At 70.1% G+C, this 14,387-nt stretch carries 13 protein-coding genes; 7 read left to right on the top strand and 6 right to left on the bottom strand.

Translation table 11 applies throughout. The features are described from left to right. Positions 1-78: 78 nt before the first annotated feature. The 5 genes from AC2D10_RS06200 to AC2D10_RS06180 all read left to right on the top strand — a co-directional run bounded on the left by AC2D10_RS06200 (position 79) and on the right by AC2D10_RS06180 (position 4,108). Positions 79-1,053 carry an ABC transporter ATP-binding protein gene (locus tag AC2D10_RS06200; RefSeq protein WP_484711140.1) on the top strand — a complete coding sequence of 325 codons (975 nt, stop codon included), beginning with the start codon at positions 79-81 and terminating at the stop codon, positions 1,051-1,053. 2 nt (positions 1,054-1,055) lie between these two features. Then, positions 1,056-1,811, top strand: a complete 756-nt coding sequence (locus AC2D10_RS06195; protein ID WP_484711138.1) for an ABC transporter permease — start codon at positions 1,056-1,058, stop codon at positions 1,809-1,811. A 9-nt stretch (positions 1,812-1,820) separates the two neighbouring features. Then, positions 1,821-3,011, top strand: a complete 1,191-nt coding sequence (locus tag AC2D10_RS06190) for a sensor histidine kinase (protein WP_484711137.1) — start codon at positions 1,821-1,823, stop codon at positions 3,009-3,011. Then, entirely contained in the window at positions 3,011-3,637 is a 627-nt protein-coding gene (locus tag AC2D10_RS06185) for a response regulator (protein ID WP_484711821.1), read from the top strand. The genes AC2D10_RS06190 and AC2D10_RS06185 overlap by 1 nt, the downstream gene beginning before the upstream one ends. Positions 3,638-3,733: 96 nt before the next feature. After that, positions 3,734-4,108: a VOC family protein gene (locus AC2D10_RS06180; RefSeq protein ID WP_484711136.1), complete on the top strand. Its 375-nt coding sequence runs from the start codon at positions 3,734-3,736 to the stop codon at positions 4,106-4,108. 22 nt (positions 4,109-4,130) lie between these two features. Here the strand turns inward: AC2D10_RS06180 and AC2D10_RS06175 are convergent, their stop codons facing one another. Further along, on the bottom strand, positions 4,131-4,523 hold the full coding sequence (locus AC2D10_RS06175; protein WP_484711820.1) for a VOC family protein: 393 nt from the start codon (positions 4,521-4,523) through the stop codon (positions 4,131-4,133). Between the two features lie 14 nt (positions 4,524-4,537). Continuing rightward, complete coding sequence (locus AC2D10_RS06170) at positions 4,538-6,043, bottom strand: HNH endonuclease signature motif containing protein (protein ID WP_484711135.1); 1,506 nt, start codon at positions 6,041-6,043, stop codon at positions 4,538-4,540. Between the two features lie 220 nt (positions 6,044-6,263). Here AC2D10_RS06170 and AC2D10_RS06165 point away from each other — a divergent pair, with 220 nt between their 5' ends. Beyond that, positions 6,264-8,183, top strand: coding sequence for an endonuclease/exonuclease/phosphatase family protein (locus AC2D10_RS06165; RefSeq protein ID WP_484711133.1), 1,920 nt, complete (start codon positions 6,264-6,266; stop codon positions 8,181-8,183). Positions 8,184-8,270: 87 nt separating this feature from the next. Here the strand turns inward: AC2D10_RS06165 and AC2D10_RS06160 are convergent, their stop codons facing one another. After that, the gene (locus tag AC2D10_RS06160; protein ID WP_484711132.1) at positions 8,271-9,614 is read right to left on the bottom strand and encodes a PhzF family phenazine biosynthesis isomerase; all 1,344 of its coding nucleotides are present in this window, start codon (positions 9,612-9,614) and stop codon (positions 8,271-8,273) included. 27 nt (positions 9,615-9,641) lie between these two features. Beyond that, positions 9,642-11,303, bottom strand: a complete 1,662-nt coding sequence (locus AC2D10_RS06155) for a thiamine pyrophosphate-binding protein (RefSeq protein ID WP_484711131.1) — start codon at positions 11,301-11,303, stop codon at positions 9,642-9,644. 165 nt (positions 11,304-11,468) lie between these two features. Between AC2D10_RS06155 and AC2D10_RS06150 the strand changes: the two genes are divergently transcribed. Beyond that, on the top strand, positions 11,469-11,978 hold the full coding sequence (locus tag AC2D10_RS06150; RefSeq protein ID WP_484711129.1) for a phosphoribosyltransferase: 510 nt from the start codon (positions 11,469-11,471) through the stop codon (positions 11,976-11,978). Positions 11,979-12,027: 49 nt separating this feature from the next. On the opposite strand, the gene AC2D10_RS06145 is transcribed toward AC2D10_RS06150, so the two are convergent. After that, positions 12,028-13,551, bottom strand: a complete 1,524-nt coding sequence (locus AC2D10_RS06145; RefSeq protein WP_484711127.1) for an ATP-dependent DNA ligase — start codon at positions 13,549-13,551, stop codon at positions 12,028-12,030. Between the two features lie 55 nt (positions 13,552-13,606). Continuing rightward, on the bottom strand, positions 13,607-14,377 hold the full coding sequence (locus tag AC2D10_RS06140; RefSeq protein WP_484711126.1) for an enoyl-CoA hydratase/isomerase family protein: 771 nt from the start codon (positions 14,375-14,377) through the stop codon (positions 13,607-13,609). Positions 14,378-14,387 lie beyond the last annotated feature (10 nt).

Genomic DNA, 14,387 nt, shown 5'->3' with positions numbered 1-14,387 from the left:
CTCGGCATGACAGGTGTCATGTCGGGCGGATGACATCGCCCTCCGGCGCCTGCGGTTCCGCGCCGCCAGGCTGGAAGCATGCACACCACACTTCCGGGCGGGGCGGCGACGGATGCCGCGCCGCGGATGACATCCGAGTCCACGACCGCTCCACCCGTCGTCGAGCTGATCGGGGTTCGGCGCCACTACGGCTCCGGCGGGCGTCGCGTCCAGGCCGTCGATCGCGTCGACCTGGTCGTCGGCCGAGGGGAGGTCGTGGCGCTGCTCGGGCCCAACGGAGCCGGCAAGACCACGACGCTCGACATGCTCCTCGGGCTCACCGATCCCAGCGAGGGGACCGTCCGGGTGCTGGGAGGGTCTCCAGCCGCGGCGACCGCCACCGGCTCCATCGGCGCCGTGTTGCAGACCGGCGGCCTGCTGTCGGACCTGACCGTCGGCGAGACGGTCCGCCTGATCGCCTCGCTCCACGGCCGCGAGGCTCTCGCCCGGGTGCCCGAGGTGATGGACACGGCCGACCTGGCCCACCTCGCGCGTCGTCGGGTGGCGAAGTGCTCCGGAGGGGAGCAGCAGCGGGTGAAGTTCGCGCTCGCCATGGTGTCGGACCCCGACATCCTGGTGCTGGACGAGCCGACGGCCGGGATGGACGTCACTGCGCGCCGACACTTTTGGAACGTGATGCGGGCCGATGCCGACGCCGGGCGCACGATCGTCTTCGCCACCCACTACCTCGAGGAGGCCGAGCAGTTCGCGCGCCGCACGGTCGTGATGCACCGCGGCGCCGTCGTCGCCGACGCGCCGACGTCACGACTGCGGGCGGGGCTCGGTCAGCGATCGGTCGCGGCCACACTGCCCTCCGACGGCTCGCGCGACGTCGTCGCCGCTCTCGAACGCGTCTCCGGGGTGGTCGACCTGCGCGTGGATGCGGACCGGATCAGCCTGCGGGCATCCGACTCCGATCACGCGGCTCGCCTGCTGCTCGATGCCGGCGCGAGCGATCTGGAGATCGCTTCGCCCACCCTCGAAACCGCCTTCACCGCTCTCACGGAGGACTGACCATGACGATCTCACCGACGATGCTGCGTATCGAGGGCATGCGCCAGCTGCGCAACCCCTACACGCTGGCCTTCACCCTGGGGATGCCGGTCGCGATGTACCTGCTCTTCGGCGCCGGCATGGGCTACGGCACGCTCTCTGCCGGAAACGGGAACGTCTCCTTCTACGTCATGACTTCGATGGCCGCCTACGGCACGGCGGTCGCGATGAGCTCACTGACCTCGCTTGCCGCGACCGAGGCGAAGCAGGGGTGGGGTCGGCAGCTGGCGATGACGCCGCTGACCACCACCGGCTACGCGATCACCAAGCTGCTGACCGCGGTGGCGTTCGCGGCCCTGGCGCTCCTGGCCGTCTTCGCCGCCGGATGGTTCACGGGCGCGAGCGTCGACGACGTCTGGCGCTGGGTGGCGACGGCCGGCATCATCCTGAGCCTGGGACTGATGTTCGGTCTTTACGGTCTCGGCGTCGGGCTGTTCTTCAGTTCCGATTCGGCCGCCGCACTCGCATCGATCTCGATGACGTTCTTCGCCTTCTTCGGGAACGTGTTCATGCCGCTCGACGGTGTGATGCTCGACATCGCCCGCTTCACACCTCTCTACGGCTTCGTGGCGCTGAGCCGCTGGCCGCTCACCGAGGGGCAGCTCACCACCGGCCAGACCGACGGGATGGGGATGCTGCTGCTCAACATCGCCGTCTGGCTGGTGGTCTTCGTCGTGCTCGTGATGTTCGGCGCGAGGCGTTCGCGGACGCGACAGTAGGTTGGGACGATGAGGCAGCAGTCCCCGCCGGAGCATCCGTCGAGCGATCGTGCGCGCGGCGTGGCGTCGTTCGCGGCTGCCGGGGCACCCACGGCGGCTTGGGCTGCTCCCGGAGCGCGCACCGGACGACCGACGGACCCGTGGGCGCGTTTCGGGTGGATGATGGCAGTCGTCTGGCTGATCTTCCTGATCTATCCGGTGATCGCGCTGCTGCGATCGGATGCCGCGCTCGGCTGGATCGTGGTCGGCTGGACGGCGCTCGTGGTGTTCATCGTGCTCTACGTCGTGGGCTTCATGCACGGCATGCGCGGTGGAGGCGGGCTCGGACGACGCCCGTCGGCGCGACAGTGGGTCACGTACGCGGTGCTCATCGTGTGCGCCGTCGCATCGGTGCCGGCGGAGGGCGGGTCGGCGCTGAGCTTTCTGCCGTTCATCATGTCGTTCGCTTCGTACGGGCTGACCCGGCTGTGGCACTGGATCACCACCGGGTCGGCGGTGCTGGTGACAGCCGTCTGCGTGTTCCTCGTTCCGGGTGGGATGGCGTACCTGTCGATCCTCGCGATCGTGGTGCTGCTGGGCACGGTGAACACGGTGTCGACCTGGCTCATCCTCCGCTCGGTCGAGGCGGAGCGGCTGGGTCTGGAGCTCGCGACCAGCGAAGGGCGCGAAGCGGTGGCCCGCGACGTGCACGATCTGGTCGGGCATTCCCTGACCGTCGTGGGACTGAAGGCACAGCTCGCGCGACGGCTGATGGATTCGGATCCGGAGCGGGCGAAGGCCGAGCTGGCGGCGATCGAGCAGCTGACCGCCGAGGCGATCGCCGGCATCCGCACGACGGTCGCGGGAGCGCGCGGCGCGACGCTCGTCGAGCAGCTGGCCTCCAGCCGCGATGCGCTTCAGGCCGCTGACATCGGCATGCGCACGGCGGGGGCGCCGGATGCGCTGTCGCCGGTGCAGACGCTGACGGCGAGCTGGATTCTGCGCGAGGCCACCACGAACGTGATCCGGCATTCTCGTGCGTCGATGATGAGCGTGGTGATCGAGCCGGGGCGCATGGTCGTGGAGGACGACGGCGTGGGCCCGGGGGAGGACGAGGGCAACGGCGTGCGGGGCATGCGCGAACGAGCGGCTGCCGCGGGAGCGTCGCTGCAGCGCGGAGACGCGGGCGGCGTCGGAACGCGTGTGGAGTTGACGTGGTGATGCCGCAGCGCGAGGGGGAGAGCATCCGTCTGGTGATCGCCGACGACCAGGCGCTGATACGCGGCGCGCTGGGAGCGCTGCTCGACCTCGAGAGCGACCTCGAGGTCTGCGCGACCGCGGCCGACGGCGCGGAAGCGGTGCGTCTGGTTGGCGAGCTCGCCCCGGACGTGTGCCTGATGGATATCCAGATGCCGGGTATGGACGGGGTGGAGGCGACGCGGAGCATCCGTGCGGTGAGCCCGGGAACCCGCGTGCTGATCGTCACGACCTTCGCCCGGCCTGGGTATCTGCGGGCCGCACTGGATGCGGGTGCCAGCGGATTCATCGTCAAGGACACCCCGGCCGAGAAGCTCGCCGACGCCGTACGGCGCGTGCATGCGGGGCTGCGGGTCGTGGATCCGGCGCTCGCCGAGGAGAGTCTGTTCGACGGGGCGAATCCCCTCAGCGAGCGGGAGCAGCAGGTGCTGCGCCTGGCGGCGGACGGGCGTTCGGCGACCGCGATCGCCGCGGAGGTGTTCCTCTCGTCCGGCACGGTGCGCAATCATCTGTCGGCCGCGATCGGGAAGACCGGTGCAGTGAACCGCACGCAGGCGGTGCGGATCGCGCTCGACAAGGGCTGGATCTGACGGTGCCTCTGGCCGACGGTGCTCTGGCGGACTGTCGGTGCCTCGGCGTACCGTGAACGCGGATGGGTCGACGGTGCCCACCAGGAGGAGTGAGCGATGGACTGGAAGATCGAACTCATCTTCGTGCCGGTGTCGGATGTCGACAGGTCGAAGGACTTCTACGAGAAGATCGGCTTCAATCCCGATCATGATCAGACGCCGGTCGAGGGCCTTCGGTTCGTGCAGATGACGCCACCCGGATCGGCCTGCTCGATCGCGTTCGGCACGGGCCTGGGCATCCAGCTCGAGCCGGGGCAGCAGAACACGATCCAGGTCGTGGTGCCCGATGCGGATGAGGCTTTGGCTCACCTGCGCGGCCTGGGTGTCGAGGCCGACGGCGTGGATGAGCAGGCCTGGGGCCGTTTCGTGACCTTCGGCGACCCCGACGGCAACACCTGGACGTTGCAGGAGCTGCCCGACTACGGCAGCTGAGTACTCGCGCCGCCCGAAACCGTCATGCGTCGTCGGCGACGATCTCGACCTTGAAGCCGGCTGCGTTCTGTAGCCAGCCCGCGTAGTGACCGGTGCCCCCGGCGGAGGGGTAGCGGTCGGCGTACAGCGGCGTCCACCCCTGGTCGGCGGCGTCAGACATGAGGGCGTCGACCTCGGCGCGGGTGCCGCCGTGGAATGCGAGATGGTTCATCCCCGGACGGCGTCGGTCGTGCTGAGGATCTGACAGGTTCGGAGATCGGGTGAGCGTGAGGTATGCATCTCCGGCGCGCCAGGACTGACCGTCGGGCCATTCGTCGTTCAGAGCGAATCCCAGCCGCGGCAGCAGCCAGCCCCAACTCGTGTGGATCTCGTCGAGCGTCGATACCCACAGTTCGACGTGGTGGAATCCGGGCATGCGTCGAGTCTGCCTCATGCGGCGAGGGTCAGGTTCGGGCGTGGTGTGCGCCAGCGTCGGGCGGGGTCCCACCACGCGGGTCCGCGGACGTGTGGGGTGCCGTTGTGCATGCGGATCTCCCACCCCGACGTAGCGAGGGTGCGGTGGTGGTGCCAGCACAGGGCGACACCATTGTCCGTATGGGTCGGCCCGCCGCGGGAATGTTCCTGGACGTGGTGGATCTCACACCAGGATGCCGACACATGACATCCGGGGATCAAACACTCCTTGTCTCTGAGGGTGATCGCGCGTCTTTGGTGGGCGGTGAAGATGCGGTCGGTGACCCCGATGCCGATGATGCGACCCTCGGGGTCGAACAGCACCCGCTGCACGCTTCCTCCGCACGCGGTGTGCGCGGCGGTAGACATGTAGGCGGGGGTGTCGATCCCCTCGAAGTGCGCCCACCCCCGGCCGGTGGCGTAGTCCTCCGCGGTGACCGACACAACCAGCGTGGGGGCGGCACCGCCGAGTTTGGGCATCTCGTCATGCCGGGCGGCGATCCCGAGGACCGCGGCGAGGGCGTCGTGCTGTTTCTGTTCGCGGGAGCGGGTGTCGACCATCCCCCCGGCGTCACCGGACGGGAGGGTCTCCGGGTCGAAGTTCGGGTCCTTCACCCACCCCTCCGCGAAGTCGTCGTCCGCGGCGGCGTCGGCGGCGCTGCTGACGGAGGGGGCGAAGTGCACGCCCGGGAGCGGCGGCCCGTCGACCTTCGGGTTCAAGTACGCATCCCAGATGCGTTGCATCTGCGCGGCGACTTCGGGCAGCAGGTCCCCGTGCAGCGGGATGAGACCGTTCTTCTCCCGCCCGAACCGCACGCCACGACCCCGCATCGCCGCATCGTCAGACGGCTCAGGACCATCCGGGTCCAGATATGCCAGCATCACCCGCGCGAACAGGCGCAGATCCTCCGGCGTCGCCGGCGGGCAACTCGGCGAGACCTCAATGTCGCCCGAATCGTCGTCCGGATCGGAGTCCGCCGCGACCAATCCCCTCGCGAGGCTCGCGAGCTCGGCATCCGCCCGCCACCGCGCCTCGTCTCCGATCCGGCGGTGCGCGGCGTCGATCGGCCCGACAGCGGCGAGCAGCCCCGCGATTCCGATCGTCCCATCCAGCAACGCCTCCCGCAACGCGGGCCACCGCGCTGGCTGCATCCCACCCGTGGACAGGTTCGCCTCCCGGTGAACTGCGCGGGCGGCCTTCACCACCCGCCCGGCCCCGAACGCATCGGTGCGCAGCACCCGCTGCAGCAACTCGTTCATACTCCGGCACCCGAACCCGGCACACAACGACCCATCACCGGCCCCGCCGGGGGCCGTTGCCACGGTCTCCACCACGACCGCATCCAGGTGTCGCTGGGCCTCTCCCGCGAGCCGCAGCACCTGCATCCGGTTATCGTTCGACAGCGCGCCCACAGCATCGGGATCGACGACCCGAGCGAGGTCGGCGACGACCCGCTCCAAGATCTCCGCAGTGCTGTTCATACCCCCAGTCAACCCGGGGCCACCGACATTCAGACCCGAAAAACCCAGCTCACAACCAGTATCCCGATATACAGCAATCGCGTTTGTCGATCTCCCCGTACCCCCGCTGGTAACCGCGTCGCTGACGCGACAGCGCGCCCCCGTTCACTCGACAGCCATGCCCCGGTCACTCGTGACTCCTACCGTCGCGACGCACACGCCGTGGAAAGGAACCGCTGTCATGACCTCCGCACCCCGTCGACGCCGGAGGGGGCTGTTCGCCCTCCTCGGAGCCGGCGCCGCCCTCACCGGACTCGTCGTCGCTCCCGCCGCTCACGCGGAGACGACGCCCGCGCCCACCTCGGATTCGTCGCTCTCGCTCGACGCGAGCAGCATCCGCAGCGACGAGACCGTCCAGATCACCTTCGACGCCGGAGACGCGGTGTACGAGCGCAACTGGGTCGGCATCTACGCCGACGGCGCGACGCCCGGTGGTCCGGCATCCCTCGACTGGCGCTACGTGCCCGAGGCCACCGGCGAGCTGACGTGGGGTCCGTCGAACCGTGACGGGTGGACGCGCAACACCGCGACCATCGCCGCCGGCGAGTACGACATCTACCTGCTCGAAGACGACGGCTACGGCGTGCTGGCGGGCCCGGTCGACCTCACGGTCACCGCGGACGACACCGAACCTCCGGCTCCTCCCGCCGACCCGAAGCCCGAGGTCGACGGCATCAGCGAACTCAACGTGCTCTCGTTCAACGTGTGGCACGGCGGCACCCAGATCGCCGATGGCGCACAGCAGATCGCCGACATCATCCGGGAGACGGATGCCGACGTGACCTTCCTGCCTGAGGTCGGCCAGGCGCCCGCGCAGGTCGGCGCCCTGCTCGGCTACGACCACCTGATCGCCACCGACACGGGCATCGTCTCGCGCTACCCGATCGTCTCGACCGACACCGTCGGGAAGTGGTGGTCGAAGGCCGTCATCGACGTCAACGGCACCGAGGTCGTGGTCTACGGAGGCCACCTCGAGTACCGCTGGTACACCACGTACCTGCCGCGGGCTTACGGCGGCGAGATCCACGGCGACTGGCCTCCCGGGTGGAACACCTGGGACAAGCTCGATGCACCCGTCACCGATGTCGAGGCCATCCTGGCCGCGAACGTGCAGTCCGGACGCCCCGCCGCGGCGGCCGAACTCGTGGCCGACGTCGCGATCGAGCGCGCGGCCGGTCGCCTCGCGGTCGTCGGCGGCGACTTCAACGAGCCGCCCTCGCAGGACTGGACCGAGGCGACCGCCGACCTGTTCGACCACAACGGCGTCGTGATCCCGTGGCAGACGACGCAGACGCTGCTCGACGGCGGTCTCGTCGACGCGTTCCGCACGGTGCACCCCGACCCGGTCGCGAACCCCGGGTTCACCTGGCCGTCCGACAACGAGCTGTTCCCGACCTCGTCGCTCACCTGGGCGCCCGAGGCGGACGAACGCGATCGCATCGACTACATCTTCGCCACACCCGACGCGCGACTCGTGATCGACGGGTCGTCGGTGGTGGGCCCGCAGTCGACGGTCGTCCGCAACGAGCGCGTGGTGGATGACAGCGCCGACGAGATCCTCACCCCGAAGGCCGTGTGGCCCTCGGACCACAAGGCGGTCATCGCACAGTTCCGCATCTGCGACGTGGACTGCGGTGCGACGGATCCGGAGCCGGTTCCTGCGGCCGTCACCGTGAGCGCCGACTCGGTGGTCGCCGGCGACAGCATCACGGTCGCCGGAAGGGGATTCGCCGCCGACGCGGCGTTGCGGATCGAACTGCGCTCGACGCCGGTGGCGATCGGCAGCGCCGTGGCCGACGCAGCCGGTGCGTTCCGCGTGAAGGTGACGATCCCCGCCGACACCGCGGCGGGCGCACACAGCGTGGTCGTGATCGATCCCGCGGGTGTCGAGACCGTCGTGCCGCTCGCCGTCACGGCAGCTCCCGGCGGCGACCAGCCCGTGCAGACTCCCGGCGGCGCCGGATCCGCGTCCGGGTCCGGCAACGCGGCCGACGGCCTCGCCGCGACCGGCGCCGACAGCCTGCCGTTCGTGTTCGCCGGTGCGCTGCTGCTCGCGATCGGAGCCGCGCTGCTCATACTGCGCCGCAGGAACGCGGGCTGAGTCACAGAGCCGGAGACAGACACAGAGCCGGAGACAGACACGGAGGCGGTGTCGACGCGGACGTCCGCGCGTCGGCACCGCCTCGGGTCATTCGCCCAGGGTGCGCAGCAGTTCGCGGGCACCTTCCGGGAACAGCGGCCGTGTGTCGTCTCGGAGATCGGCGATCGGCACCCATCGCACCGGGCTGCCTTCGTCGAGCACTGTCAGCTGTGCGTCGAGCGGCAGCGCGTCGAGTTCGGCGGAGGTCACGGCGTAGATGTGAAAGATCTCGTGACCGGCCTCGCCCTCGTAGGTGAAGATGTTCTCGCGGACGTCCAGCAATCGGACCGACTGCAGGCGGACGCCGAGCTCCTCCATGAACTCCCGGTGCAGAGCGTCTTCCGCTCGTTCGCCGAACTCGACACCGCCTCCGATCGCGCGGAGGAAATTCAGTTCTCGCGTGTGATCGAAGCCCGACAGAGCGAGCACGTGTCCTTGCTTGACCGGCAGGCCGACGGCGATGTTGCGGATGGCTCGCTTCTTCTCCGACCGCGGGGCTCCCACCCCCGTGTCGATCCGGAACGCCCCACCCGAGACGACGATGCCGCCGACGTCGGGAATGGTCACCGCCAGCATGCTCGGCCGCCGCACGTGCGCGCCCTGGTGGATGCGGATCTCCCGTTCGGGGTGACCCACCGCGCGCAGATATGCCCCGGTGGATGCGGCGGCCGACCCCGTCGCCGGATCCTCGGTGATGCGGCCCACGGGGAAGAGGTTGCGCGCGTCGAAGTCCGCCGGTCCCGCAGCGTGCAGCACGGTCACCGTGCCTGCCCACCCCTGTTCGCGCATGAGCGCGGCGACCGCAGCGGGGGAGAAGCGGAACTGGTCGAACAGCTCGCGGTCGTGGAGGACGAGGATCGGATGCCGGTTGCCGGCGAATGACTCCTTCGGAGGGAAGCGCTCGTCGAGGTCCGACGGCACGAGGCCGAGAAGCGCGAGAAATCGATCGAGCACGTCCTGGTCCATGTCGCGGACCTCCGGCTCCACGCTGGTGAACGACACGGTGATCGTGCCCGCGACATCCGTCGATGAGCGCAGAGCGACGTCTCCGGCACCGGTGGCGAAGATCACCTCCCCGGGCCCATCGCGCTCGGACAGCGCGACCGCCGTCGCGATCGTCGCATGCCCGCAGAACGGAACCTCGGCGGCGGGCGACCAGTACCGCACGCGGTATCTCGGGACGCCGGTTCCCTCGATCCGTGCCGTGAGGAAGGCGGTCTCGGAGTACCCGACGTCGGCGGCGATCCGCAGCATCCGCTCGTCGTCCAGCCCGCCCGCGTCGAGAACGACGCCGGCCGGGTTTCCGCCCTCCGGCGTCGCGGCGAAGGCGCTGTAGCGCAGCACATCGGGGTCTTGCACGTCGAGATCACCCGTCACGTCGAAATGAACCATGCCGAGGAGCCTAGCGACCCGTCGGGGTCAGGAGTTCACTCGGATGATCTCCTGCTGATACGGCGCGATCACGTCGCCCGAGATGCGCAGATCCAGCAGCAGGAAGGGGCGCGTCGCGGCGTCCTCGGTGGTCCACTCCGCCAGCCGGTCGAGGTCGGCGTGAGTCCGCACGACCACGCCCTCGGCGCCCACCGCCGCACCGAACGCGGCGAAGTCGACCTCCGGAATGCGCATCGGTCCCTGGGCGAGCCCCTTCAGTCCGTACAGGTTGACCTCGGCACCGTAGGCGGCGTCGTTCCAGATCACGGCCATGCCGCGCCCGCCCGCCGCACGCACCGCGGATTCGAGATCGGCGATCGCCATCAGTCCTCCGCCGTCGCCCGACGTCAGCACGATCGTGGATTCGCGCCGCGCGAGAGCCGCCCCCACCACGCTGGGCCAGCCCTGACCGATCGACTGGAACGCGGTGCCGATCATCATCATGCGATCAGGCGCGGCGACGGGCCAGTACATGTTCGCCCAGCCGATGAAGTGCCCGCCGTCGGACACCACGACCCGGTCCTCGGGCAGCAGCTCGGCGATGCGGATCGCGGCCGAGCGCGGGTCGAGGCGGCCGTCGTGGGCGAGCTCGTCACCCGCGTCGTACTGGCGCGCGGCCATCACGTCGACGCTCTCGCGCCACGGGCGAGCGGGGGCGGCATCCGGCAGTACCGCCGACACCCGCGTCAGCAGCTCATCGGCTGCGAGACGGGCATCGGCTCGCACGAACCCGCCGATGTGCGCGTGCGTCGCGGCGGGCACGATGTCGATCTGGAACACCCGGGTCCCGGGCGCGAACAGCTCGCCGAAGCGCATCGTGAATTGGTTGAGCGAGGCGCCGAACACCACCGCGACGTCGGCGGTGCGCACGAGTTCCATGGCTCCGTCCGCGCCGAAGCCGCCGGTGACGCCGAGGTCGTAGCGCGTGTCGGGGAAGACCCCGCGGCCGAGAGCCGACGACGCGGTCACCGCGCCGGTCGCGGCGGCGAGTCGCCCGAGCACCTCACTCGCACCGGACAGCCACGCTCCGCGCCCGGCGAGCAGGAACGGACGCTCGGCGTGCGCCAGCGCATGGGCGATCTCGTCGAGCATCCCCTCGGCGAACTCGCCACGCGGTGCGAGCGGCACCGGCAGGCGCGGCGCGGGCACGTCGGTGACGGCTCCGGCGTCGAGCGCGGCGACGTCGTAGGGGATCGCCAGCACGACCGGCACCCGATACGTCAGAGCGTGCTCGATCGCGATCACGGTGGTGGCCGCGGCATCGGTGCGACCGACGGTATACGTGCGGGCGCCCACGGCTGAGGCGAGTGCGATCTGGTCGACGTCCCACGGGCGGGGTCCCGATGTCGGCTCGTCGCCGACCACGAGCACCAGCGGCACATGCGCCTGCACGGCCTCGGCGAGGGCGGTCAGCGTGTTCGTGAAACCGGCGCCGTATGTCGAGGTTCCGGCGGCGATGCGCCCGGAGGCGCGGAAGTGCGCGTCGGCGGCGACGACCGCCCCCTGTTCGTGCCGAACCGCCGTGAAGACGGCGTCGGTCTGCGACTCGATCGCGTCGAGGAAGTAGGCGTTGCCGTTGCCCATCACGCCGAAGACCGCGTCGATGTGCTGGGCGAGGGTGAGCGCGACGTGCGCGGAGACAGTGGGCATGAAGAAGCCTTTCGAGACAGGGACGGAGAACCAGAGGACCCGTATGTGTCTCGCCTCTGCTGCGATGCGGAGAGCTTCGTGCCCCTTTTTCGGGCACCGGGCGGAATCGGCCGGACGATCTCAGTGTACCGGCGGGTCGCGCCCCGGATGCGCGAGAATGAGCCGGTGACTGATGCATCGAACGAGCGCGAGACGCTCACCTGGGACGGATTCGGCGCGGCGACCCGCGACCTGGCACGCACGATCCTCGACAGCGGCTTCCAGCCCGAGGTCGTCGTCGCGATCGCACGCGGCGGACTGCTGCCGGCGGGAGCGATCGCGTACGGTCTCGGCGCGAAGAACTGCGGCGCGATCAACGTCGAGTTCTACACGGGTATCGGGACCGTGCTCGATGCGCCCGAGGTGCTGCCGCCGGAGCTCGACATGGCGTATCTCGACGGGCGTCGCGTGCTGCTCGTCGATGACGTCGCCGACTCCGGTCGCACGCTCGCGCTGGCCGTACAGCTGCTGCAGGAGAAGGGGGCCGAGGTGCGCTCGGTGACGATCTACACGAAGCCCTCGACGATCATCCAGCCCGACTACGCCTGGAAGGACACCGATCTGTGGATCAACTTCCCGTGGTCGTTCCAGGGCACCGTGCGCGAAGAGGACCTCGGGCTGGCGCCGTCGGCCTGAGCGCGCAGGTCCCGACGGGCGGTTCCGCGCGGCGGACGGATCGCAGCGGTCAGCTGCGCAGCAGCGCGCGCAGCGACTGGATGGTGTCGGCGTCTGCCGGGGTCTTGTCGGGGCGATAGCCCTTCACCCGGGCGAAGCGCAGGGCGAGTCCGCCGGGATAGCGCGGTGACTTCTGCACGCCGTCGATGGCGATCTCGACCACGATCTCGGGTCGCAGGAACACCGTGCTCTGCGTGCGCCGCGTCTCGAACTCGGGGAATGTCTCGGTCTGCCAGCGCAGCAGCTCGTCGGTGAGGCCCTTGAAGGTCTTGCCGACCATCACGAAGCCGCCGGCGTCGCCGAACTCGCCGGTGGGATCCGCCGCACCCAGGTGCAGGTTCGACAGCCAGCCCTGTCGGCGGCCCGACCCCCACTCCGCGCCCAGCACGACGAGGTCGAAGGTGAGCACGGGCTTGACCTTGATCCACGACTTCCCGCGGCGGCCGGCGGTGTAGGGGGAGTCGATCGCCTTCGCGACGACGCCCTCGTGTCCCGCGGTGAGGGCATCGCGCGACAGCTGTTCGGCCTCGTCGGCGTCATCAGTGATGATGCCCGGCATGCGCCACTCGCCCGCCACGCGCTCGAGTTCGGCGAGCCGGACCGACAGCGGCTCATCGATCAGATCGCGACCGTCGACGTGCAGGATGTCGAAGAACCAGGGGCGCAGAGCGAGCTCGCGGGCGGTGTCGGCCCCGAAGCGCGACATGGTCTCCTGGAACGGGCGGGGTCCGCCGTCTTCATCGAGTGAGAGCGTCTCGCCGTCGAGGATCAGGTCGTCGGCGGGCAGCGCCCGCACGATCTCGACGATCTCGGGTACGCGGTGCGTGATGTCGGCGAGGCTGCGGGTGTACACGCCGACCTCGTCGCCGCGACGGTGCACCTGGATGCGGGCGCCGTCGAGCTTGAACTCCACCGACGCCTGGCCCGTCTCGGCGAGTGCGGCCGAGGGCGTGGTGGCGGTGGAGGCCAGCATCGGGAGGACGGGGCGTCCGACCGCGAGCCCCACCGCCTCGAGGTCGTCGACGGACCCGGTCAGGGCGATGCGTGCGGTCTCGCCGAGATCACCCGACAGCATCGCCGCCCGGCGGACCACGGCGACGGGCTGGTCAGAGGCGCGGGCGATGGCGTCGAGCAGCACGCCCGACAGTGCGCCGGTGCGCAATTCGCCCAGCATCGCCCGGGTCAGGAAGTCCCACTCCGCCGCCGTCGACCGCGTCGCCAGGGCGCCCAGCACGCCGGTGCGCGCTGCGGCGGACCCCGATCCCGAGGTCTCCGACAGCGCGGCGAGAGAGGCGTCGACATCGGCGACGGTGAGGGTGGAGGCGTCGGCGTGCGCGACCTCGAGCGTGCCGAGACTGCGCCACCCCACGCCCAGTCGCCCCTGTCGCGGCGCGGCGAGCAGCAGGCCGACGAGGGTGGTGATCTCGCTCTCGTCGGCGGTGCGCAGCAGCCGCGCGAGCGCGTCGATCTTCGCGAGGCGCGAGGAGGTGGCGGTGACCTCGTGGGTCGTGGCGACGAGCTCTGAGAGCAGCATCCTCGAATTCTCGCACCTGCCACCGACATCGCCGATGGGGTTGCGGGACGACGCGTCAGGCCCCGCGGAACACCGGCGGGCGCTTCTCCTGGAAGGCGGCGAAGCCCTCGTGGTAGTCGTCGGTGTCGCACAGGGCGGCTTGCGCGGCGTTCTCGACGTCGATCGACTCCCACAGCGCCAGACGCTCATCGCGGACGCGGGCGACGAGCTGCTTACTCGCCACGAATGCGCGCGTGGCTCCGCGAGCGGCGGCGGTCGCGGCATCCGTCGTCGCGGCCAGTACCTGATCGTCCGGGAACGCTCGGGAGAACAACCCCGATGCCACGGCCTCGGTGCCCGTCATCAGCCGACCGGTGTAGATGAGGTCGAGGGTCCGGTGCGCACCCAGACGGTCGAGGAACAGCGCATGCCCGCCGGAGTCGAGAGTCGCGCCGAGGGCCGCGAAGGGCGAGCCGATCTTCGCCGACTCGGCGACGTAGACCACATCCGTCGCGATCAGCAGACCGAGCCCCACGCCGAGGCACGCGCCGTGCGCGACCGCGAAGGTGGGAGCGGGGAACCGCGACATGCGCTGCAGCAGCGGGGTGACGAGTCCACCCAGGTAGCCGATCACATCATCGTCGCGCGGATCGACGTCTGAGATGTCGCGGCCGGCGCAGAAGGCCTTGCCCTCTCCGCGCAGCACGAGCGCGCGGACGCCCGCGGTCTCGGCCTCGGCGTAGGCCGCGCCGAGGTCGCGAAGGGCCCGCTCGTCGAGGGCGTTCCGCTTCGCGGGGGCATTCAGCACGACGGTCGCGACGTCGTCGGCGATGGAGAGATCGATCATCGGGTCTCCT

It is taken from the genome of Microbacterium sp. PI-SA-G, assembly GCF_057215335.1.
The sequence above is the reverse complement of the archived record's forward strand: the minus strand, read 5'-3'. Positions and strand labels throughout refer to the sequence as shown.

Excerpts from the sequence above, each read along its gene's own strand:
- AC2D10_RS06180 (WP_484711136.1), top strand. The coding sequence starts at position 3,734 with ATGGACTGGAAGATCGAACTCATCTTCGTGCCGGTGTCGGATGTCGAC.
- AC2D10_RS06145 (WP_484711127.1), bottom strand. The coding sequence starts at position 13,551 with ATGCTGCTCTCAGAGCTCGTCGCCACGACCCACGAGGTCACCGCCACC.
- AC2D10_RS06190 (WP_484711137.1), top strand. The coding sequence starts at position 1,821 with ATGAGGCAGCAGTCCCCGCCGGAGCATCCGTCGAGCGATCGTGCGCGC.
- AC2D10_RS06195 (WP_484711138.1), top strand. The coding sequence starts at position 1,056 with ATGACGATCTCACCGACGATGCTGCGTATCGAGGGCATGCGCCAGCTG.
- AC2D10_RS06155 (WP_484711131.1), bottom strand. The coding sequence starts at position 11,303 with ATGCCCACTGTCTCCGCGCACGTCGCGCTCACCCTCGCCCAGCACATC.
- AC2D10_RS06160 (WP_484711132.1), bottom strand. The coding sequence starts at position 9,614 with ATGGTTCATTTCGACGTGACGGGTGATCTCGACGTGCAAGACCCCGAT.
- AC2D10_RS06175 (WP_484711820.1), bottom strand. The coding sequence starts at position 4,523 with ATGCCCGGATTCCACCACGTCGAACTGTGGGTATCGACGCTCGACGAG.
- AC2D10_RS06140 (WP_484711126.1), bottom strand. The coding sequence starts at position 14,377 with ATGATCGATCTCTCCATCGCCGACGACGTCGCGACCGTCGTGCTGAAT.
- AC2D10_RS06170 (WP_484711135.1), bottom strand. The coding sequence starts at position 6,043 with ATGAACAGCACTGCGGAGATCTTGGAGCGGGTCGTCGCCGACCTCGCT.
- AC2D10_RS06165 (WP_484711133.1), top strand. The coding sequence starts at position 6,264 with ATGACCTCCGCACCCCGTCGACGCCGGAGGGGGCTGTTCGCCCTCCTC.
- AC2D10_RS06200 (WP_484711140.1), top strand. The coding sequence starts at position 79 with ATGCACACCACACTTCCGGGCGGGGCGGCGACGGATGCCGCGCCGCGG.
- AC2D10_RS06185 (WP_484711821.1), top strand. The coding sequence starts at position 3,011 with ATGCCGCAGCGCGAGGGGGAGAGCATCCGTCTGGTGATCGCCGACGAC.